This is a genomic window from Fusicatenibacter faecihominis, from assembly GCF_020686945.1.
Taxonomy (GTDB): Bacteria; Bacillota; Clostridia; order Lachnospirales; family Lachnospiraceae; genus Limivivens; species Limivivens faecihominis.
The window spans coordinates 26,184-46,820 of record NZ_JAJEPR010000020.1 but is presented as its reverse complement, the minus strand read 5'-3'; the positions used below and the strand labels follow the sequence as shown (position 1 = coordinate 46,820).

General features: G+C 48.2%; 18 protein-coding genes and 3 pseudogenes. 15 read left to right on the top strand and 6 right to left on the bottom strand.

Going from position 1 to position 20,637, the window contains the following annotated elements:
- Positions 1–202: 202 nt before the first annotated feature.
- From sfsA to LKD71_RS11760, 9 genes are all read left to right on the top strand, one after another.
- Positions 203–892 carry a DNA/RNA nuclease SfsA gene (gene sfsA / locus LKD71_RS11800; RefSeq protein WP_227615562.1) on the top strand — a complete coding sequence of 230 codons (690 nt, stop codon included), beginning with the start codon at positions 203–205 and terminating at the stop codon, positions 890–892.
- 262 nt (positions 893–1,154) lie between these two features.
- Positions 1,155–1,796 carry a hypothetical protein gene (locus LKD71_RS11795; protein WP_227615561.1) on the top strand — a complete coding sequence of 214 codons (642 nt, stop codon included), beginning with the start codon at positions 1,155–1,157 and terminating at the stop codon, positions 1,794–1,796.
- A gap of 961 nt (positions 1,797–2,757) precedes the next feature.
- The gene (locus tag LKD71_RS11790) at positions 2,758–5,004 is read left to right on the top strand and encodes a peptide ABC transporter substrate-binding protein (protein ID WP_227615560.1); all 2,247 of its coding nucleotides are present in this window, start codon (positions 2,758–2,760) and stop codon (positions 5,002–5,004) included.
- A 98-nt stretch (positions 5,005–5,102) separates the two neighbouring features.
- Complete coding sequence (locus tag LKD71_RS11785) at positions 5,103–6,674, top strand: ABC transporter permease (protein WP_227615559.1); 1,572 nt, start codon at positions 5,103–5,105, stop codon at positions 6,672–6,674.
- 5 nt (positions 6,675–6,679) lie between these two features.
- Positions 6,680–7,648 (top strand): ABC transporter permease, encoded by a 969-nt coding sequence (locus LKD71_RS11780; RefSeq protein WP_178046329.1) that lies wholly within the window; start codon positions 6,680–6,682, stop codon positions 7,646–7,648.
- 11 nt (positions 7,649–7,659) lie between these two features.
- A complete protein-coding gene (locus LKD71_RS11775; RefSeq protein ID WP_117764194.1) occupies positions 7,660–9,408 on the top strand; it encodes an oligopeptide/dipeptide ABC transporter ATP-binding protein in 1,749 nt (582 codons plus the stop codon).
- A 12-nt stretch (positions 9,409–9,420) separates the two neighbouring features.
- The gene (locus LKD71_RS11770; RefSeq protein ID WP_331466454.1) at positions 9,421–10,731 is read left to right on the top strand and encodes an ATP-binding cassette domain-containing protein; all 1,311 of its coding nucleotides are present in this window, start codon (positions 9,421–9,423) and stop codon (positions 10,729–10,731) included.
- A 4-nt stretch (positions 10,732–10,735) separates the two neighbouring features.
- Entirely contained in the window at positions 10,736–12,004 is a 1,269-nt protein-coding gene (locus LKD71_RS11765; protein WP_227615558.1) for a hypothetical protein, read from the top strand.
- 84 nt (positions 12,005–12,088) lie between these two features.
- Complete coding sequence (locus LKD71_RS11760; protein WP_227615557.1) at positions 12,089–12,283, top strand: helix-turn-helix domain-containing protein; 195 nt, start codon at positions 12,089–12,091, stop codon at positions 12,281–12,283.
- A gap of 50 nt (positions 12,284–12,333) precedes the next feature.
- Here LKD71_RS11760 and LKD71_RS11755 read toward each other — a convergent pair whose 3' ends face one another.
- From LKD71_RS11755 to LKD71_RS11745, 3 genes are all read right to left on the bottom strand, one after another.
- Entirely contained in the window at positions 12,334–13,713 is a 1,380-nt protein-coding gene (locus LKD71_RS11755; RefSeq protein ID WP_227615556.1) for an aldehyde dehydrogenase, read from the bottom strand.
- 3 nt (positions 13,714–13,716) lie between these two features.
- Positions 13,717–14,925, bottom strand: a complete 1,209-nt coding sequence (locus tag LKD71_RS11750; RefSeq protein ID WP_227615555.1) for an iron-containing alcohol dehydrogenase — start codon at positions 14,923–14,925, stop codon at positions 13,717–13,719.
- A 170-nt stretch (positions 14,926–15,095) separates the two neighbouring features.
- The gene (locus LKD71_RS11745) at positions 15,096–15,545 is read right to left on the bottom strand and encodes a MarR family winged helix-turn-helix transcriptional regulator (protein WP_178045015.1); all 450 of its coding nucleotides are present in this window, start codon (positions 15,543–15,545) and stop codon (positions 15,096–15,098) included.
- 217 nt (positions 15,546–15,762) lie between these two features.
- Between LKD71_RS11745 and LKD71_RS11740 the strand changes: the two genes are divergently transcribed.
- Positions 15,763–16,368 (top strand): glycerol-3-phosphate acyltransferase, encoded by a 606-nt coding sequence (locus LKD71_RS11740; RefSeq protein ID WP_227615554.1) that lies wholly within the window; start codon positions 15,763–15,765, stop codon positions 16,366–16,368.
- Between the two features lie 168 nt (positions 16,369–16,536).
- Here LKD71_RS11740 and LKD71_RS18565 read toward each other — a convergent pair.
- Both LKD71_RS18565 and LKD71_RS11730 read right to left on the bottom strand, forming a co-directional pair.
- Positions 16,537–16,743, bottom strand: a pseudogene (locus tag LKD71_RS18565) (phage integrase N-terminal SAM-like domain-containing protein); the annotation flags it as partial.
- A 14-nt stretch (positions 16,744–16,757) separates the two neighbouring features.
- Complete coding sequence (locus LKD71_RS11730; RefSeq protein WP_227615553.1) at positions 16,758–17,117, bottom strand: FeoA family protein; 360 nt, start codon at positions 17,115–17,117, stop codon at positions 16,758–16,760.
- Between the two features lie 163 nt (positions 17,118–17,280).
- On the opposite strand from LKD71_RS11730, the pseudogene LKD71_RS11725 reads away from it, so the two are divergent.
- From LKD71_RS11725 to LKD71_RS11705, 5 genes and pseudogenes are all read left to right on the top strand, one after another.
- Positions 17,281–17,645: pseudogene (locus LKD71_RS11725) on the top strand (DUF1848 family protein).
- 13 nt (positions 17,646–17,658) lie between these two features.
- Positions 17,659–17,985 carry a MazG-like family protein gene (locus LKD71_RS11720; protein ID WP_227615551.1) on the top strand — a complete coding sequence of 109 codons (327 nt, stop codon included), beginning with the start codon at positions 17,659–17,661 and terminating at the stop codon, positions 17,983–17,985.
- Between the two features lie 4 nt (positions 17,986–17,989).
- The gene (locus LKD71_RS11715) at positions 17,990–18,442 is read left to right on the top strand and encodes a GNAT family N-acetyltransferase (RefSeq protein ID WP_227615550.1); all 453 of its coding nucleotides are present in this window, start codon (positions 17,990–17,992) and stop codon (positions 18,440–18,442) included.
- A 35-nt stretch (positions 18,443–18,477) separates the two neighbouring features.
- The gene (locus tag LKD71_RS11710; protein WP_227615549.1) at positions 18,478–18,879 is read left to right on the top strand and encodes a GNAT family N-acetyltransferase; all 402 of its coding nucleotides are present in this window, start codon (positions 18,478–18,480) and stop codon (positions 18,877–18,879) included.
- 12 nt (positions 18,880–18,891) lie between these two features.
- A pseudogene (locus LKD71_RS11705) lies at positions 18,892–19,005 on the top strand (DUF6440 family protein); the annotation flags it as partial.
- Positions 19,006–19,008: 3 nt separating this feature from the next.
- Here LKD71_RS11705 and LKD71_RS11700 read toward each other — a convergent pair.
- A complete protein-coding gene (locus tag LKD71_RS11700; protein WP_227615548.1) occupies positions 19,009–20,289 on the bottom strand; it encodes an amidohydrolase family protein in 1,281 nt (426 codons plus the stop codon).
- Positions 20,290–20,637: the final 348 nt, after the last annotated feature.

Below are 20,637 nucleotides of genomic sequence, written 5' to 3'. Positions count from 1 at the left end.
GCTTGCCATTAAGGTATCCATCAGGATGCTAAGTGATCTGCTGAAAGTAATGTCGGCCATTTCATCTACAAGGTTCAACACACCATATCGGTGTGGGAAGTTTTAGTAAATAATATCAGAAGAGTAAAAAATTAGATAGCGAAGGGCAGAGCCTGTGTTTCATGACGCATTGGTGTCTTTCGCAGAAAGATGGGATATATATATGGTGAAACAGAAACCGAAAATCATTTATGAGAATACCGTCCCGGGGAACTTCGTCCGCAGAATCAACCGTTTTACAGCGGAAGTTCTGATTGACGGAAAGCCTGAGATGGTTCATGTAAAAAACACAGGGCGTTTGCAGGAACTTCTGGTGCCAGATGCAAAAGTGACGCTGCAGAAGACCTTGAATCCGAATCGAAAAACGGCATATGATCTGATTTCTGTATACAAGTCGGAGTTAAAATGGGTGAATATCGACAGTCTGGCGCCAAATGCTTTGATGAAGCAGCAGCTAATAAGTATGAATTACGATCTGGTGAAGCCGGAGTATACCTATGGGGACTCCAGAATTGATTTTTACATGGAACGTAACGGAGAAAAATTCCTGACGGAAGTGAAGGGCTGCACGCTGGCAGATGATTTGCATCCAGGTACCGGTTTATTTCCGGACGCACCAACAGAGCGAGGTGTAAAACATTTGCACGAACTGGCGAAGGCGGCAAAGGAAGGGTACCATTGTGCAATCGCTTTTGTAATTCAGATGAATGGAATTTATCGGGTACTGCCAAACGAGGAGAAACAGCCGGAGTTTAAAGAAGCACTTGTGAACGCTGCGAAGGCAGGTGTTCAAGTTGCTTTTTACAGATGCGAGGTCGAGACCGACAGCATAAAAATTGCGGGTGTCAGCTGAGATACTTCTTCATTGGGGCAAGATTTTTGTATACAATGATTTCTGTGAGATTGAAAAAGCAATAAAAATTTTTACAAAAATTTCTTCCGCAGAGATCAAATTTGATTTGCCGAAAAAATTGATGAGTAAAAAATTATTATGTAGAATTGTGTGAGCTGCCTTGCAGCGGAGCAATTCGTAGGCGTCAGTTGGGGGCAAAATACCTTTTGACCCCAACATCTTTAAATCAGAATATAATAAACAGGTACGAGGGGCAAATCTCATGGAAGCTTTCTTAGATAATATACGAAGGAAAAGAAAAACAGCATTATCGAAACAAATCATTTACACGGCAGGAATCCTGCTGCTGGGTATTGCGCTTGGTGTTTTTTCAAAATTCCTGGACTGCACGCCGGGCAATGAACTGCCAGCGTTTTTTGAATATCTGGATGTCAGGAATTTCCTGGGACGTTTTGCAATATGGCTGCTGCTTGGGCTGTGCATTGCGATTTACAGCGCTTCGCCCCTCCGGGCAGCAGTCAATGTGTTTACTTTTTTCACAGGAATGGTTGCCAGCTATTACGCATATTCCAAGTGGATTGCAGGCTTCTTCCCGCAGAGCTACGCACTGATCTGGGTAGGATTTACGGTAATTTCGCCGTTTCTGGCATGGATCTGCTGGTACGCAAAAGGAAAGGGAAAGATCGCAGTGGGGATTTCAGCCCTGATCATTGCCTTTCTTTTTAATGAGTCCTTTATTTACGGCTGGCTCTGTTTCGATCTGATTTCGATTCTGGAGCTGATCACGTTTCTTTGCGGTCTTTTCGTTTTAAGGCGTTCATCCGTAAAGGAGACAATCCTGATGCTCGCAATAGGAATTGTGGCTGCCTTACTGCTTCATCAGATTGTTCCATATGGGTTTTAAATGGAGTAATGTAGGAAAATTGTAAGAATTTCTGCGGGGAAAAAGAGAAAACGCTCTTCTTGTTTTTGCTAGGATAAAAGTACAAAACAAGGAGGAAAAAAGAAAATCGGAGCTGACCGCAGCGAATCAGGCTTATCCGGAGATCCTTCTGTGTCGCAAGATCACAGCTGCCTTATGGACAGCGCTGGAAAAAATCTCCGCCGAAGGAAAAATTGTTCCGGTGAGCGGGTATCGAAGCAAAGAGGAACAAACGCAGATTTACAGCGATTCCCGGAAAGGAGCTACGTTTATATCCTTTTAAATATTTTCAAGGTTAGATGGTTCTAAACTATTATATCATGGAGATATGCATATTTCAACAAAAATGACTTTTTGATTTCCAACATCTGTCATGACCAAAAGTCAAAAATCTATTGACAAACTATCAGCAGTGTGTATAATTGTAAATATGTTGTAAGTGGAAGACGGACAACTGTATTCTAATTAAACCATAGAGCCGAAGGGGCTTTTTTCTTGCTCTGGATGCGCTACGGCGTTGACGCGATAAAGCAGAAGAGACGGGCACAGGAAAATGCGTATACATTTTTCTGTTTTTTTGTTTAAAAATACTGTTTTTCGCATGCGGACAAAATAAAGGGTCCGTTCATGACGGGAATACAGATCTGACGTGTTTTATAGCAATTCAATAAAATAATGCAGTCAAGACGATATAGCAGAGTGCGAAAGACAAGGATGAAATCCTGACGCACGGCAAAGATTTCTGACGCAGTATTCCACGCTCTGATAAATTGGATCGGATGCAGTATTTTGCAGAATTGCTGTTCGGTACAGCATAAAATAAATGGCTGTACAGCTGTGTGTCGGGTGAACTGCACGACAGCCATTTGTTGAATGCTGAACCGATTTCCATGAGCCAGCAGAATGTAACCTGTAAACTGGGAAAAACGAAAGGAGAAAAAAGATGAAGAAAAAGTTAGTAAGCATACTTCTGGCAGTAGCTACTGTTGCAGGAACCTGCGGCGCTCCGGCTATGGCAGTTTTTGCTGAGGAAGGCACCGAGACCGTTGCCGAGACCGAAGCCGTTGAGGATGCAGAAGAAGAAAACGCCGACGATGCAGACGCTGAAGATGCGGATGCCGAGGACGCAGACGAGGAAGACGATGATGAGGATGATGTTTCCGACGAGTACACCACCGCTTCCGAAGAGCTTTACAATTCCGAGCTGGGCGAGTTCTACAGCCTGTACAGCGATGCAAAAGAGGAGACCAACGTTTCCAAGAGATACGCTATGATGGCTCTGGCAGAAGGTAAACTCATGGAGTCTGCTGTTATGCTTCCTACCAAGACTTCCGGTGGAGACTACAGACTGAGCAGAATGGCTCCGCACACCACAGACTACAGCCTTTGGGGAACAGATGAGTACCGTATTCATCAGGCATTAATCGCTACTGATTTCATCAAAGCAGAAGATATAGCTGCACTGAGAGAAAAATGGGCAGAGCTCAAAGGAACCGGCACCTATGAAGCAGAGGCTAAGAAATACCTGGAAGAGAAAGGTTATACTCTGAAAGATGAGTACAACTATCGTTATACCGCAGATCCGGCTACTTGGGATATCCTGGCAAGCTCCAGAGCAACCGAGTCCCGTCCGCTGGTAAATACCTTCGACGGACTGATGGAGTATGACAGCGAGGGCGTTCAGCAGCCGGCACTGGCAGAGAGCTATGAGGTTTCTGAGGACGGCCTGACCTACACCTTCCACCTTCGTCAGGGTCTGGAGTGGGTAGATTCCCAGGGCAGAAAAGTGGCTGATCTGACTGCAGACGACTTTGTAACAGGTATGCAGCACATGATGGATGCTCAGGGCGGTCTGGAGTACCTGATCGAGGGCGTAATCAAGAACGCTTCCCAGTACATCAGTGGTGAGGTTACCGATTTCGCAGAGGTTGGCGTAAAGGCTGTTGACGATTATACCGTAGAGTATACTCTTGAGGAGCCCTGCACTTACTTCAACACCATGCTCAGCTACAGCATCTTCGCACCGATGAGCAGAGCCTTCTATGAGTCTGAAGGCGGTAAATTCGGAGCAGAGTATGATTCTTCTGCATCTGATTATCTCTATGGTAAAGGACCGGATTCCATCGCATACTGTGGTCCCTATGTTGTGACCAACGCAACAGAGAAAAACACCATCGTTTTCAAGGCAAACGAGTCCTACTGGAACAAAGACAACATCAACATCAAAACGATGAACTGGCTCTATGATGATGCTTCTGATGTTACCAAATGGTACAATGATGCGAAGAGCGGAACCGTTGACTGGATCGCACTGTCTCCGTCAACTACCGTTACAGCAAAGAATGACGATCTGTTTGATACCTATGCTTATGTGTCTGATACAGATGCATCTTCCTTCATGAACTTCTACAACCTCAACCGTGAGGCTTATGCAAACGTAAACGACAACACCACCGGAGCTTCCACAAAGAGCGAGGAAGAGCAGGCAAGAACGGCTGCAGCTATGAAGAACGTTCATTTCAGAAGAGCCCTTTCCTTCGGTCTGGACAGAGCTTCCTACAACGCACAGGTAAACGGCGAGGAGCTGAAGACCAACTCCCTGAGAAACTGCTATGTACCGGGCAACTTCGTATCTCTTGAGGAGGATACTACCGTATCCATCAACGGAACCGACACCACCTTCCCGGCAGGCACCTACTTCGGAGCAATCGAGCAGGCTCAGATCGACGCTGACGGTGTAGCAATCAAAGTCTGGGATCCGGACGGAAACGACGGAGCAGGCAGCAGCGATGGCTTCGACGGCTGGTACAACGTAGACAACGCAGTAGCAGAGCTGGATACCGCGATCGAGGAACTCTCTGCTGACGGAATCACCATTGATGAGGAGAACCCGATCTACATCGATATGCCCTATGCTTCCTCTCTTGAGGCTTACAGCAACCAGGCAAACGCTTACAAACAGTCCATCGAGACTTCCCTCGGCGGAAAAGTAATCGTAAACCTTGTTGACTGCGTGACAAGCGACGGCTGGTACTATGCAGGATACTACACCGACTACGGTTACGAAGCAAACTACGATGTTTACGATGTATCCGGATGGAGCCCTGACTTCGGTGATCCGTCCACATATCTGGATACCTTCCTTCCGGATTATGCTGGATACATGGCAAAATGCATCGGTATCTATTAATCAGAAGCTGACCGGTTAATCGGTATCAGTTACAGCAAATGAAAGAATGGCAGGGGGTGGGAACTTGACTCCCTGCCATATCTGATGAGTGGAAAAATATGGTAAAATATTTATTTAAACGTTTGCTGCAAGGTCTGGTTTCTGTGGTGATTGTAGTTGCCTGCGTCATGGTAATGATCTATTCTCTGATGGACCGTACGCTGATCTTTGCGAAGGATACCAACTATTCCCACCAGAGCAACAACCAGAAAGTAGCTTACCGTTATGAAAAATGGGAAACATACGGCTATCTGGATTATGTGACCTATGCAGATTATCTGAATGATCTGGCCACAAAGGGCGAGATCGACGAGGAGACCAGATCCAGCGCTGTAAGCATCGGAAGAAAAGCAAAGAAAGATTCCGATCTTGTAAAAGAATATGTACAGAAATTTACCGACTATTATGAGTCGAAGGGTTATACGGTAGTCCGTCTGGATGCTGTTATGATGAACAAGAAGAAATATGCCTCCGGCGGCCAGCAGCAGCTTTTCGCATACAAGGATGTTCCGCTGACGACCCGTCTGGCAAAATATTTTTCAAACCTGATTACAGTAGAGAGCATTCATGACGTGCCGGAGGTGGAAGGAGAGAGAGGCATAAGCTTCACCCTTCATGATCCTGTTTACGGCGGAGAAAAATTCTCACCGGCGATCATCGGGAACGGTACTCAGCACAAATATCTGCTGTATTTTGACAACAAATTCCCGTATCTCCACCAGAATATCATTGAAATCAATCTGGGTAAATCCTACTCAGTCAATGAGGGTATTGACGTGGCCACAACCATGAGCCGCGCCCAGGGTTCCTTCGTGAAGTCCACGATCACCTATCCCAGCGGTCTGACCGAGGACAGTGCGGACGACCTCCACACTGCTACTTACCTGAAAGATTCCAGAGAAGCCAGTATGGTAAACGAGACCCGTTTTGTGGATGACTATACCAATGTGGACACAGTAAAAGCCGGAAAGTCAAAGATCGGCTATTCCTTTACCATCGGTATCATTGCAGTGATCCTTTCCTACGTCCTTGCGATTCCGCTGGGAATCCTGATGGCGAGAAAGAAAGACAAGCTGATCGATCAGATCGGAACCCTCTATATTGTATTCATCATCGCAGTTCCGTCCCTTGCTTATATTTTCCTGTTTAAAGCCATCGGTGGAAGCATGGGGCTTCCCACGACCTTTGACATGGAGTCCTCAAGCAAGCTGATGTATATCCTGCCGATCATTTCCCTAGCCCTTCCGCAGGTGGCAAACCTGATGAAATGGCTGCGCCGTTATATGATCGACCAGATGAATTCCGATTATGTAAAATTTGCCCGTTCCGGTGGTCTGACCGAGAACGAGATCTTCACGAAGCACATCCTGAAAAATGCGGCGATCCCGATCGTACAGGGAGTTCCCGCCAGTGTGCTGGGTGCACTGATCGGAGCCATCATCACCGAGCGTGTGTATGTGGTTCCCGGTGCCGGTAACTTATTGACTGAGGCCATCAACCAGTATGACAACGGAGTGATCGTAGGTGTGACACTGTTCTATGCCCTGCTTTCTGTTCTGGCGATCATTCTTGGTGACATTCTGATGTCCATGGTGGACCCGCGTATTTCATTCTCTACGAAGGACAGGTAAAAGTTATGAATTATGATTTAGATAAATATGGTTTGTCCAAAGAGGAACTGTTTGCCAGGGTCGATCACAGCAGTCTGGAGTCTGAGAAGATCACGGCTCCCAGATATTCCTACTGGCATTCCGTATTCCGCGTGTTTTTTAAGAAAAAGATCAATATTGTGATCCTGATCCTTTTGGGCATCATCCTTCTGATGACTTACGGTTATCCGCTTCTGGTGGAATATGACCGTTACACGAACCTTTTAAGCAGCGCAGCCAAGCATCTCTCACCGTCCAAGGCTTTAAAAGAGATGGGAATGAGCATCCACTGGATCCTGGGATCAGGAGCCAGCGGCCAGTCCACATTCGATGCACTCTGGACAGGAGCAAGGATTTCTGTATCTCTGGCTTTTATCTGTGCTGCCATTAACCTGACGGTTGGTGTTGTCATCGGTGCACTCTGGGGCTTTTCCAAAAAGTTCGACACTTTTATGATGGCCCTTTACAACATCATCGGAAATATCCCTTATGTATTGCTGATTTCTGTACTGGTGATGCTGTTCACCCCGAGCTTCTGGACCATGGTATTTGCCCTGACCGTTACCGGCTGGCTGACCATCGCCTACTTCATCCGTACACAGGTTATCATCATCCGTGACAGAGAGTACAATCTGGCTTCCAAATGCCTTGGTACCTCGATTTTCCGGATTGCGCTGAAAAACATCCTTCCGTTCATGACCTCTGTCATCGTGACCCTGGCAGCAACGGAGATCCCCTCCTATATCTCTTATGAGGTATTCCTGGCATACATCGGAATGGGACTTTCCGATATGTCTCTGGGCCGTCTGATCTATGAGGCGGAGGGTGCTATGCTGACTCCGGGCTGGGGCTTTGAGTTCTGGAGCCCGGTAGCTGTCGCATCAATCATTACCATCGTGCTGTACGTGGTCGGACAGAATCTTGGTGATGCTTCCGATCCGAGAACACATATGTAAGAGGTGGCAGAATGGAAAAGAAAAATGTATTATTATCAGTCAAAGATCTGGAAGTGAAATTCCGTGTCCGCGGCAGGATCCTTTCTGCCATCCGCGGAGTTTCTCTGGATATTTATGAAGATGAGTCCATTGCCATCGTAGGAGAGTCCGGTGCAGGTAAATCGGTATTTACGAAAGCTTTTGCCGGTATGCTGGACAGCAATGGTTTTGTGAGCAACGGTTCTATTATTTTTAACGATCCGGAGCTTTCCGATACTGTGGTGAAATTAAATTCTACAGCCTGGAAATTCATCAATTCCTATAAAAAACAGCTGGATGAGAATTCCAGACTGGAGCTTGGTTCTGCAACTTACCGCAAAATGCTGGAGCTGGAATCCGAAATGCGGGAGAAAAGTACGTTAAGTGCCGCTGATAAGGAAAAAGAAGAGAAAGAACTTCATGCCCTGAAGGTGAAACGGACGGAAACCTTTAACAAGAAGCAGACACTTGATCCTGCGAAGGAAAAAGCGGAGATCAAAGCAGCAGCAGCCGAGATCAAGAAGCTGGATGCCGAGATCAAAGCTCTGGAAAAAGCTACCGAGCAGAAGATCAAAGAGCATAAAAATGCCGTGGCTCATGATGCGGCTTATCAGAAATCCTACCAGGAGCGTATGGAGAAGCTGAAAAAGCAGTATGCAGAGGAAACCTCCAAAGACATCAGCGACAGCACGAAAAAGAGAAATGAAACGCTGGCAAAGGAAGTTTACCTTTCTGTTGGCCGTTATAAATTCAAAAAACGCTTTAAGATGGGAAAAGGCCTGATCGCAGAACTGAAAAAAGCCATGCAGCTCGGTGTGGACTTAAACAGTGAAGAAGAGCGGAACCAGGTTTTCGGAAACGTGACCTTCCGTGTGCGTTATCTGGATGAAAACAGTGAACGTCTCCATGGTACCTGTATCATCAACCTGGCACAGGTCAAGGATCAGAATGACTGGGGCCAGATCCGTGGTAAAAAGATCGCTACCGTATTCCAGGATCCCATGACATCCCTGAACCCCATCATCACGATCGGAAAACAGATCACTTCTATTATTATGAAGCATCAGGGCTGTTCCGAGGTGGAAGCGAGAGGCAAAGCACTGGAAATGATGGAAAAGGTGGGAATTCCCAATGCGGAAGCACGTTTTGACGATTATCCCTTCCAGTATTCCGGTGGTATGAGACAGCGTATCGTTATCGCCATCGCCCTTTCCTGCCAGCCGAAGATCCTGATCTGTGACGAGCCGACTACCGCTCTGGACGTTACGATCCAGGCACAGATCCTGAAGCTCATCAAGGACCTTCAGAAGGAATACCATTACACGATTGTATTTATTACCCATGACCTGGGTGTGGTTGCGAATATCGCAGACCGCGTGGCTGTTCTTTATGCCGGTCAGATCATCGAGCTGGCCACGGTAGAGGAACTGTTCTACGATCCCAGACATCCCTATACTTGGGCTCTGCTTTCCTCACTGCCGCAGCTGGCTGAGCGGAATACCAAGCTTTATTCCATTACGGGTACCCCCCCTTCCCTGTACAACAAGATCGTGGGCGATTCCTTTGCTCCGCGTAATCCGTACTGCCTGAAGATCGATACCCTGGCAGAGCCGCCTATGTTCAAAGTCACCGAAACCCATTATGCAAAGACCTGGCTTCTGGAGCCCAACGCTCCGAAGGTGGAAAAACCGGAGATTATCCAAGATATCCACGAGAAGCTGCTGCGCGCATACAATATTTAGGAGGTACAGACTGTGGCTGCAAAAGAGCAAGAGAAAAAGACCCGTGCCTCCCATTTGCCGGAGCACGGTCCCATTGCTGAAAATGGGAAAGAAGTTCTGCTGTCTGTAAAAAATGTCGACATCACCTTCGGAAAAGGAGAGGATGCGGTAAAGGCAGTAAAAAACGCTTCCTTTGATATTTACAAAGGAGAAACCTTCTCACTGGTTGGTGAGTCCGGATCAGGAAAAACCACCATCGGCCGGGCAGTGATCCGTGTCAACCCCTGTGCCGCAGGTGAGATCGATTATAAGGGAGTGAAGATCTCCGGAAAGATCCCTCATTCCCTGGACAGAGAAGTTATCCGTAACATCCAGATGGTATTCCAGGATCCGGCGGCATCCTTAAACGAGCGTGCCACCGTAGATTATATCATTTCCGAGGGACTTTATAACTTCCATCTGTTTGAAAACGAGGCAGACCGTGTGAAAAAGGTGGAGGAGATCATTGAGGAAGTTGGTCTTCTTCCCGAGCATCTGACCCGTTATCCCCATGAGTTTTCCGGCGGACAGCGTCAGCGTATCGGTCTGGCCCGTGCCATGGTTATGGAGCCGGAGCTGGTTGTAGCCGACGAGCCGATTTCCGCTCTGGACGTTTCCATCCGTGCACAGGTTCTGAACCTTCTGAAAAAGTTCCAGAAGGAAAAACAGCTGACCTACCTTTTCATCGCTCACGACCTTTCCATCGTGCGTTTCATCTCTGACCGCATCGGTGTTATCTACAAAGGTACCATCGTGGAGGTGGCAGAGGCAGAAGAGCTGTTCAACTTCCCGCTGCATCCCTACACCCATTCTCTGATTTCTGCGATCCCGATTCCGGACCCGCAGCTGGAGAAAAACAAGGTGCTTTACACCTATGATCCGTCCATTCACGACTATTCCGTGGACAAGCCGGAATTTGTCAACATCGGACATGACCATTATGTATACGGAAACAAGAAAGAGATCGAGGAGTACAAGAAACTCCGGGAGAAAAATGAGCCGCTTCAGCCCATCACGATCCGCAAACCCGGAGAAAAGGTGGAGGAGACCGCCCATGAGGTTCATCTTTCCAAGGCTGAGGATGAATTCCTGAAGACTCCGGTTCACGATACCGGAAGCATCTGGTATACGGTACTTTCCTTCTTCCTGCCGATCATTGGTATCATTGCGTCAGAGGTTTACAAGCACAAACAGTATTATCACAACTACAAGGCCTGCAAAAAAGGCGCAATTATCGGCTTTATCGTTATCGCTGTGATCCTGGCGATCTTCCTGCTGGCACTGCTTCTGGTTGTCATAAGGTAGCGATATGGGGCGGACGATCAAAAATCAGAATACCCGGAGACCGAAGCCGGTCGAAAAAATCCAACTTTCGGAAAAGCATATTCATCTGCGGGTATTTCTGGTGATCCTGCTCCTGGCCGTTGCGGCGGTGAGCTTTACTTATGCCCTGACTTCCTATCTCAAAGAAGAGACAGGCTGGAAGGTTATTAAGGTGAGTTCCGCGGCAAAGGCCAATGTGGGAGATGAATTTACCTTTCAGTATGAGCTGGGCGGAGGGGAAACTTCCGCCACAGCAGAGTACAAGGCGCTCACGATTCTCTACAGTGATGCGGCGGTGAAAGCCTACGAGATTTTCAGTGCGGATGAAAGCTTCGAAGACGTTGTGAATCTCTATGAGCTCAATCAGCATCCGGGAGAAGTTCTGACTGTAGAGGAGCCTCTGTATCAGGCCCTGGAGCTGTTGGAAACATATGGGAACCGGAATCTCTATCTCGGGCCCGTTTACGAGGAAATGTATAACCTTTTCCAGTGTAAGGAAGATTACGAGACGGCATCCTTTGATCCGGAGCAGAACGAGGTTCTGAGAGAAGAGTTTGCTGTTATCGCGGACTTTGCGGCGGATCCGGAAGCTGTAGATCTGAAGCTTCTGGGAGAAAATCAGGTGCGGCTGGAGGTCTCTGAGGAATATCAGAATTGGATGGCGGAGAATGGATACGAAACTTATCTGGATTTCTACTGGATGAAAAACGCGTTTATCGTGGATTATCTGGCTGATCTCATGATCGAGAACGGGTATATCCGGGGAGCGATCTCCAGTTATGACGGTTTTAACCGGAATCTGGATGAGAGGGAGCAGTCCTATTCCTTCAATATTCTGGACCGGGTAGGACAGGATATTTATCCGGCGGCGGTCATGGAGTACAACGGGCCAGAGAGTATCGTTTATCTTCGGAATTATCCCGTCAGTGACCAGGATCAGGCACATTACTACAAAATGAAGTCCGGCGAGATCCGGACCGCATATATAGACGGAAAGGATGGTCTTTCCAGAACAGCCAGAAATGATCTGGTGGCCTATTCTTCGGGAAAAGGCTGCGCGGAAGTACTTCTTACGATGATTCCGGTTTATATTTCCGATTCCTTCGATGCGTCGGCATTGGAAAAATGGACGGCGGATGGCATCTATTCCATCTACTGTGAGAACCGGGTGATTCATTACAACGACGAAAAACTGACGCTGAAGCAGCTGTATCAGAAAGATGATCTGGTATATACGGCGGTTTTGGCAGAATAAAAGATAACAGACTGTATGGGAGATAGCCCGTAAGGGCGGTCAATCGGGAGAAAACGTTTGGTTAACAGCGGAGGAGGAAAAGTTATGGAATTGGCAGAAAAGTTGGTGGAACTTCGTAAATCCACCGGAATGAACAGAAGAAAGTTTTCCGATTATTTTGGAATTCCCTACCGCACCGTACAGGACTGGGAGCTTGGCAACCGGCACATGCCGGAATATCTCTTTCGCCTGATGGTTTATCGGATTGAGATGGAAAAAAGTCAGGGAAAACTGGCGTAAAAAGAACACCGCGGCTACAGAGTCTGGGACCTGTCGCTGCGGTGTTTTTTTCATCTGAGAAATATATGAATGAGTTTGTCGTTGAGCTTCCGATAGGGCTGGTAGCGCATGGGAAGATCCAGCCAGGTCTTTTTGTCCACAATGCTTTTTGTGTGGGAAAAGGTGAGGAAACCGGCTTTTCCGTGGTAAGAGCCCATGCCGCTCTCGCCGAAACCGCCGAAGCCCATTTCGCTGGTGGCCAGATGGATGATTGTGTCGTTGATGCAGCCGCCGCCGAAACCGCAATGGGAGGTCACAAAGCGGGCGGTCTTTTTGTCACTGGTGAAAAGGTAGAGGGCCAGGGGATGAGCCATGGAATTGATTTTGGCGACAGCGCCCTCCAGGGAATCCCAGGTCAGCACCGGCAGGACGGGGCCGAAGATTTCCTCCTGCATGACCGGATCGGAGAAGGTTACGTTGTCCATGACCGTAGGTGCAATTTTCAGCTTTTCCGGCAGGGTGGAGCCGCCCCAGACGGTCTTGGCGGGATCCATGAGTTTCAGGATTCGCTGAAAATGCTTTTCGTTGATGATTTTTCCATAAGTGGATACGGAGAGGGGATCCCCGGTAAACTGCCGGCGGATCTCTTTTTTGATCTCCTCAACGAGCTGGTCCTTGATGGCCGGATCACAGTAGATGTAGTCCGGAGCCACGCAGGTCTGACCGCAGTTTAAAAATTTGCCGAAGACGATCCGGCGGGCGGCCAGCTTGAGGTTGGCGGTACGGTCCACGAGACAGGGGCTTTTTCCACCCAGCTCCAGCGTGACCGGCGTCAGATGCTCCGCAGCCTGGTGCATGACTTCCTTTCCGACCGCCTGACTTCCGGTGAAAAAGATATAGTCGAAGTGTTCCTTTAAAAGGCAGGTGTTTTCTGACCGACCGCCGGTGATGACGGTGACAAATTCCAGCGGGAAGCAGTCTTCGATGAGCTCTTTGATGACGGCGCTGGTATTGGGAGAATAGGCGCTGGGTTTTAAGACGGCGGTGTTCCCGGCTGCGATGGCGTCCACCAGAGGCTCGATCGTGAGAAGAAACGGATAGTTCCAGGGGCTCATGATCAGGACAGAGCCGTAGGGAGAAGGTTTCGTAAAGCTTCTGGAGTGGAACTGGGCCAGGGGCGTGGGAACCCTTTTCTCCCGGGCGAAGGAGCGGGTGTGCTTGAGCATATAGGAGATCTCACTTAAGGTCAGACCGGTCTCGCACATATAGCTCTCAAAGGCGCTTTTTCCGAGATCTGCCTGGATTGCGGCATGGATCTCGTCCTGGCGCTTCTGAATGGCAGTTTTCAGTTTTTTCAGGGCGGCCAGCCGGAAATCGACGTTTAAAGTGGCTCCGGTGTAAAAATAGGCGCGCTGTTTTTTTACGATTGCATGAATTTCTTGTTCATTCATAGGTCAGGCCTCCTTTTCCATCAGAAGATAATAGAATTGTTCCAGCTCCTTGCTGTCCATGAGGACAGGAACGGGATAAAGGGGATTTCCTTCCTTGTCGGCGTAGCGTGCCAGCTTCGGAATATCCTCTTCGCGGATTTCGGGGATGTGATCGCCGATGCCGTAGCGCTCTTTCATGGCCTGGATGGCAGCAATGAAAGTTTTTGCGGCCTCCTCGTCAGGGGTGTTTTTGTCAGCGAGACCGGCGGCGATGGCCAGGGCATGGAGTTTCGGGTAAACGACGGGGCCGTAGGCTTCCAGCACGAAGGGCAGAAGAACGGCATTGGCAAGGCCGTGGGGAACGTTATAAGCTCCGCCGAGAGAATGAGCGACGGCGTGGACGTAGCCCACATAGGATTTGGTGAAGGCACAGCCTGCATAGTAGGAGGCCCGGAGCATGTTTCGGCGGGCGTTGATATCGAAGCCTTTTTCGACGGCGGTGTCGAGATTTTCAAAGATAAGTTTCACGGCCTGGAGGGCATTTTCCCGGGTGCCGTGGGTGGTGGAGTTGCCGATATAGGCCTCCACGGCGTGGGTCAGGGCATCCATTCCGGTGGTGGCGGTGATGAAAGGCGGCAGGCTAAGTGTCACCTTCGGGTCCAGCACTGCGTAGTCCGGAATCAGGAAAAAGTCGTTGATGGGATATTTGTGTCGGGTTTTATCGTCGGTGATGACGGCAGCCAGAGTGGTCTCGCTGCCGGTGCCTGCGGTAGTGGGGACGGCGATGAGAAGGGGCAGCTTATGGCGGACTTTGAGGATTCCTTCCATTTTGGCGAGACTCTTTTTCGGGCAGGCGGCCCGGGCACCGACGGCCTTGGCGCAGTCCATGCTGGAACCTCCACCGAAACCGATGATGGCCTGGCAGTTGTTGGAAAGATAGAGATTCAGGGCCTCCTCGACGTTGGCAGCAGTGGGATTGGCAACAGTTCTGTCGTAGACGATGCAGGGGATTCCGGCATCGGCCAGAGCCTTTTCGAGGCGCTCTGTGAGGCCGAGCTTTCGGATGCCGCCGTCGGTGATGAGAAGGACGGTATTGCAGTTTTTCTTTTCCAGAAGAGCCGGGATCTCCTTCACGCTTCCCAGAATTTTCGGATTGCGGTAGGGAAGGAGAGGAAGAGCCAGCTTAAATGCCGTCTGGAAGATGCGGCAGTAAATTTTCTTTAATGGGTTCATGGATGGATCCTTTCCAGGATAGCGTTTCAAAGAGAAGCAGATAAGTCAATGGTCTGGCTGGTTTGAAAACGCTGTACTAAGGTAATGTGTGGCAGCAAAGAGTCGTGAATATGGCTGCCCATGTTTTGAAGTATTGCCAGTGACAATGAGGTTTTTACACGCATCAGGCGTCACTTAGACAGGTTTGTGAGGAGGGCGGAGAGATTGTCTGCAATCTGGAAGAGTGCTCGGTAAAAAATTTCCCGCTCCTCGTCAGTGAGCCCCTGGCCTCCGGCTTCCGTGGCCTGAAGAATCAGCTGTTGAATTTTCACCGCTGTTTCCCGGCCTTTTTCTGTGAGAAGGGCGGGAGCCCGATATTTCCGGCCAGGCTCCGTTTCATAAGTGATGTAGCCTTCCTCCTCCAGCTCTGCGAGAATCCGGGAAATGCTGGCCTTGTCCTCCACAGTGATACGGGAAAGGTCAGCGGCAGTCATTCCCTCCGGGTGGATGGAGAGATAATAAATACACATGACCTGAGTGCCCTTAAGGCCCAGGCTGTTCATCCGTTGTTTTTTGATCCGCTGAATGTTCTTGTAAACCTGGGTGACACCGGCGGTGAGATCTTCGAATCGTTCGAGCATAATGTGGGAATCCTTTGTAATTTTTCATATTTGGTATCTGTCAAAGGAATGTGCGTTTTCTTTGATAGATTGATTTTGTTGAAATTTCAACGTTAATCATAGTGGAAAAAAGTTGAATTGTCAACGCTTAACCGGGAAAAATAATAGGGAAAGAAGATGTTCTGCATGAATGAAGCAGAGCGGAAATAAGCATAAATCGGAAGAAGAGGAGACAAAGATGGGAAGAATTTTCTGTATATTAACGGGCTATCTCTGCGGCAGCTTCCTGACAGCGGAACTGGTGGCGCAGGAACGAATCGGCAAAAGTGCTTTTGAGATCGGTACAGGCAATCCGGGCATGGCAAATCTGGCAGAGCAGGGCGGCGTGGGCTGCGCCTTCCGCGTGCTGGCAGGCGACGTGGGCAAAACGCTCCTGGCCTGCCTGCTCTGCCGCTATGTCTGTGGAGCGGAGCTCGGGACTCTCGCTGCAGCCTACGCCGGCCTTGGCTGCATCCTGGGCCATGACTATCCCTTCTGGCACTGGTTTCACGGCGGAAAAGGCGTGGCCTGCAACGCAGCAGCCCTGATCCTCATTTGGCCTATGGGCGGCCTCTTTTCCTGCCTGATTGGTCTCACGGCTGTGCTACTCACCGGCTATCTCCCCTTAGGCGCGGTCCTGATCCCCGCCGCCTTCATCCTCCCGGCCTTCCTGGAATACGGCCCGGAGCTCGGCTTCCTGACAGTCATCATGACCTTCATCATGCTCCGCCAGCACGCCCCCGGCCTCCGGAATATGATTTTGGGTACGGAGAAGAAGGTGGATTTGCCGGGGATGCTGAGGTGAGAAAATTGTGAGATAAAAATATAATCGAAAAAGTTGCGAAAAAGTGCAAAAAACATGATAACAATTGATTTTTCGAATATAATTAAGATATAAAGGAAGGTAGGAATCAAACTTTCGCATGGGAAGCTGAGTGGGATCCCAGGGCTTATGAAGGACATACAAAGTGAAAAAGCGAAGCTGGGAAATACAGTGATTGATTGTTCTGTCAGAAAGGCTTTTCTCTCTTTGAAGCCACCGGACAAACTCACGCAGATCAGACCAGGAAACCTCCTCCGGAGTCTTGTGAAGAATCTCGGAGAGATAAAAAAGATAGGTTTTGATATAGGTTGAGTAAGATTTGGCTGTGTGTTCAGTAAGACTGCGAAGGGAGATCATCTCCCGGAAAAGATTTAAATAATCGTCCATAATGGAACCTCCTGTGAATAAATGTGAAAGAAAAAGAAACAGTCCTTCACAGGGGGCGGACGACAAAGTTTTTTGAAAACGTAGTTGTTGGTTTTAAAAATCCGTGTTAAAGTAATCATAGCAGTTTTTGTATATGTGTATGGTTGCGTTAGGGTACATCCATCATGTTCAGAACCTCCAAGAATAATTTTTTTACTTTCTTCACGCCCGATGGCGATCAGGGTGTCTCTTGCAAAAAGCAGCACAGGCTGTTTCTTATAATTCTGACAGATATCGATCTGACTTCCGCACAGCAGTCCCATGGATGATAAGCGGTTGATCAGACGTTCTTCTTCCCAATCCAAACAGTATTTTGTTAGCAACGCCTAATATGTGAAAAATATTACCAGAAACAGGGATTTCCGTAAAATCCGTTTCTGTATTTTGAATCCTTTTAGCAGAGAATCCTTGCGAGGCTTACAGAGAGATGCTAAAATGGCCCTATGAATCAGACACACTTCCAGACCTATGCTTTCTCATATGGATGTGCTGAAGCCTTACGGGCAATATTGGTTTGTGACGATCACACCTTACGGGAAAGAGATAGAACCGCATGTGCCGGATAAGAAAATCATAATGGAAGATTTTAAAAAGTTGTCAGGTCTGGTAGGAATCGACAGCGTGGGCTGGATATATGATCCGATTTTGCTGGACAGGGAGCATACGGTGGAATGGCATATCTCTGAATTTGAAAAATGGCGGCCTGTCTTTCCGGGTATACAAAAACCTGTGTGATCAGCTTTATTGACATTTATCAGAAGGTTGCACGGAATTTTCCAGAGGCCAGAACAGTTTTAAAAAAGGACAGACTGATAAATAGAAAAAACAGGTGAGGGAGAAGATACGATGAATGATTTTGGAATTAACGAAATGCTTGAGATGCAGAAAGCCTTACAGGAAAAATATAAGGATAAGTGGGAAGGCATTTCACCGGAGATTGGAAAGAATAAATTGCTCTGGATGGTTGGAGAAATCGGAGAAGTGATTGATGTTATAAAAAAGAATGGTGATCATAAGGTCTGTGAAGAAGGAACGGAGAGAAGTCATCTGGTGGAGGAACTGGCAGATGTGCTCATGTATTATAACGATGTTTTGCTGTGTTATGGAATTACGGCGGAGGAATTGAAGGCAGCTTATACGGAGAAATTTCATAAGAATATGAGGCGGTGGTGAGCATATGATTTTTGTTAAACTGGATGAGAGTAATATAGAAAAATACATAGAATATTTGGAACATGCACTGGCTGTTGAGCCGGAGCAGATGCATGTAGATAAGATTGATAAAGAAGGCCTGAGAGAAAGAATTAAGGATTCCTTTTTTAGAAAAACAACCTCTGTTTTGGCAATGGAAAACGCTAAAGTTCTTGGGCGCATAGAATATCATTTTTATGGCTGTATGCAGGATGGCTATCATATGGCTTATATTGACTGGGTTTATGTTCTGCCGGAGTACAGGCACAGAGGTATCGCTCAAAGTTTATTTAAAGAAATGGAAAAGGAATGCAGAGAAAATGGCATCGACCAATATTACCTCATCAGAGCCACAAATGCCAATGCAGATAAGTTTTATCACAGCTTTACAGAGGTGGAACTGAGCGAGGCGCCGATTTTGAGAAAAGACTTAAAATGAGTGCATCAAACAACATTTAATACTTGGAGGCAAAAATGGAAATCAAAAACTATTCCGCATACAACGAAAAGGAGATCCTGAAGGTTTATTCGAGTGTCGGCTGGACGGCGTATACGGATGATCCGCAGGCATTGAAGCAGGGCTTTCAAAATTCGTTATTGGTGCTGGCGGCGTATGAAAGAGAAGAACTGCTTGGAATTATTCGAGCCGTTGGCGATGGGGTTACGATCGTTTTTATTCAGGATCTTCTGGTATTTCCTGAAAAACAGCGAAAAGGTGTCGGGACGGCTCTGGTTAAGGCAGTTCTTAAGCGTTATCAGACCGTTCGTCAAATCGAGCTGACGACAGACCAGAGCCCGGAAACAGCGGCGTTTTATGAGTCGCTGGGCTTTTCGGAGTTTGCGAAAATTGGCTGTCGCGGATTTATGAAGTGTTAAAAAGGAGGAAACGAAAATGGCGTAAACTATGTGTTCCATACAAGCGGTAATGCGGGAGGAATGACACCCCTCTTAGACAGAGAAGGAAAACCTGTCATTTCTCCCATTGTAAACCGCGAGTTGTAAAAATCAGAGAAATTTATCGAGTTCCGCCTCGACCTGTTTCCTCTTTTTAATCTTAGGATGTTCGATGAAGCGGCCGCCGGAGATGACCATCTCCAGGTTTCGGAGGGCTTTCAGATCCTTCAGCGGATTCTGGGCCGTGACGATCAGGTCTGCAGCTTTGCCTTTTTCAATGGAACCGGTGATGGAATCGATATCGGTCAGTTCGGCGCTCCGTTTGGTGGCGGTGTAGAGGGCGAAAGCGTTGGAGACGCCCACATATTTGTGGAAGTAGTAAAGCTCGCGCCAGAAATCGTACTGGGTGATCCAGGGGCAGCCCACATCGTTGCCGAGAACGACGGGAATATCGTTGGCCAGGGCTGCTTTGGCGCAGGCGATGATTCCTTCGAAGACAACATTTCCATTATACTGTTCCACTTCGGTGGCGTTGGTGATGGAGCGGTCGAATAGGGCATAGGGCAGGGCCGGTGAGATCGTAGTACAGAGGAAAGCACCCCGCTCTTTGAAGAGCTTTACCATCTCGTCGGTAAGTTTGGCCCCGTGTTCGATGGAGTCCACGCCATTTTCCAGGGCGACGCGGACACCTTCCGGAGATTCCACATGGGCGGCCACGAGATAGCCGTCGGCGTGGGCTTTTTCGCAGACAGCCCGGACCATTTCCGGCGGCATTTTGAGTTCTCCGGGCACGCCTTTTTCTTTGGCGTCCAGGACCCCTCCGGTGATCATAAGCTTGATAAGATCCACTTTTTGCTGCTCAGATTTTTTCAAGTGGCTGAGGGCATCTGGAATGGATGATGCGGCCACTGCCACGGAACCGGCCATATGGCCGCCGGGCACAGAGATTCCCTGATTGGAGGCGAGGATGCGGGGCCCAATTTTGGATCCGGCTTTGATTTCATCGCGAAGGCGGGTATCAAAATCTCCCAGACCGCCCACGGTACGGATCGTGGTGACGCCGCTTAAGAGTTCGTCCTTGGCAAAGCCAGCAACCATTCGGTAAGCAATGGCTCTGGTGAGTGAGGTGCTCATGATGGTATTTACCAGTTTTTCATTGTCACGCTGCTTTTTCTGCGGCTTTCCGCTTCCGGCGAGGTGGACGTGCATATTGATGAGGCCGGGAAGGATGTAGTGGCCTTTCAGATCAATTTTTGTGTAGCCGGAAAGATCGGTCGTGTCAGACACGATATCGTGGATTTTTCCATTTTTCACCAGGATGCAGCGGCCGGTCTGCACCTGCATATCCCTGGAACCGTCTAGGATTTTTCCATTTGTAAACGCATACTTCATAGTCATTCCCCGATTCTTAAAATAGTATTTTAACTATACACCAATAGAGAGAGACCTGGCAACATTCAGACGGTTAAAAATAGAAGCAGCAAGGAAATTCTTGGAATAAAGACTGCGGGCAAAGAGGAGGAGGCTCTGAGAGCACTCTGGTAAGAGTTTTCGTTTCCCGGTTGCATTTTTCAGATCAGAGGCGTATAATACAGAACGACAAGGGGAGCTTGCGGAAAGCAGGCTGAGAGTAGACTGTATCGTCTTGACCTATAACCTGATTTGGATAATGCCAACGTAGGGATAAACGCAGAGTTCTTTTTGTGATGGCAACGAGGAAAATGTACGCACTTGTGCAAG

Bases quoted from the DNA above. Each gene is read 5' to 3' on its own strand.
- sfsA (WP_227615562.1), top strand. From the start codon at position 203: ATGGTGAAACAGAAACCGAAAATCATTTATGAGAATACCGTCCCGGGG.
- LKD71_RS11795 (WP_227615561.1), top strand. From the start codon at position 1,155: ATGGAAGCTTTCTTAGATAATATACGAAGGAAAAGAAAAACAGCATTA.
- LKD71_RS11790 (WP_227615560.1), top strand. From the start codon at position 2,758: ATGAAGAAAAAGTTAGTAAGCATACTTCTGGCAGTAGCTACTGTTGCA.
- LKD71_RS11785 (WP_227615559.1), top strand. From the start codon at position 5,103: ATGGTAAAATATTTATTTAAACGTTTGCTGCAAGGTCTGGTTTCTGTG.
- LKD71_RS11780 (WP_178046329.1), top strand. From the start codon at position 6,680: ATGAATTATGATTTAGATAAATATGGTTTGTCCAAAGAGGAACTGTTT.
- LKD71_RS11775 (WP_117764194.1), top strand. From the start codon at position 7,660: ATGGAAAAGAAAAATGTATTATTATCAGTCAAAGATCTGGAAGTGAAA.
- LKD71_RS11765 (WP_227615558.1), top strand. From the start codon at position 10,736: ATGGGGCGGACGATCAAAAATCAGAATACCCGGAGACCGAAGCCGGTC.
- LKD71_RS11760 (WP_227615557.1), top strand. From the start codon at position 12,089: ATGGAATTGGCAGAAAAGTTGGTGGAACTTCGTAAATCCACCGGAATG.
- LKD71_RS11755 (WP_227615556.1), bottom strand. From the start codon at position 13,713: ATGAATGAACAAGAAATTCATGCAATCGTAAAAAAACAGCGCGCCTAT.
- LKD71_RS11750 (WP_227615555.1), bottom strand. From the start codon at position 14,925: ATGAACCCATTAAAGAAAATTTACTGCCGCATCTTCCAGACGGCATTT.
- LKD71_RS11745 (WP_178045015.1), bottom strand. From the start codon at position 15,545: ATGCTCGAACGATTCGAAGATCTCACCGCCGGTGTCACCCAGGTTTAC.
- LKD71_RS11740 (WP_227615554.1), top strand. From the start codon at position 15,763: ATGGGAAGAATTTTCTGTATATTAACGGGCTATCTCTGCGGCAGCTTC.
- LKD71_RS11720 (WP_227615551.1), top strand. From the start codon at position 17,659: ATGAATGATTTTGGAATTAACGAAATGCTTGAGATGCAGAAAGCCTTA.
- LKD71_RS11715 (WP_227615550.1), top strand. From the start codon at position 17,990: ATGATTTTTGTTAAACTGGATGAGAGTAATATAGAAAAATACATAGAA.
- LKD71_RS11710 (WP_227615549.1), top strand. From the start codon at position 18,478: ATGGAAATCAAAAACTATTCCGCATACAACGAAAAGGAGATCCTGAAG.
- LKD71_RS11700 (WP_227615548.1), bottom strand. From the start codon at position 20,289: ATGAAGTATGCGTTTACAAATGGAAAAATCCTAGACGGTTCCAGGGAT.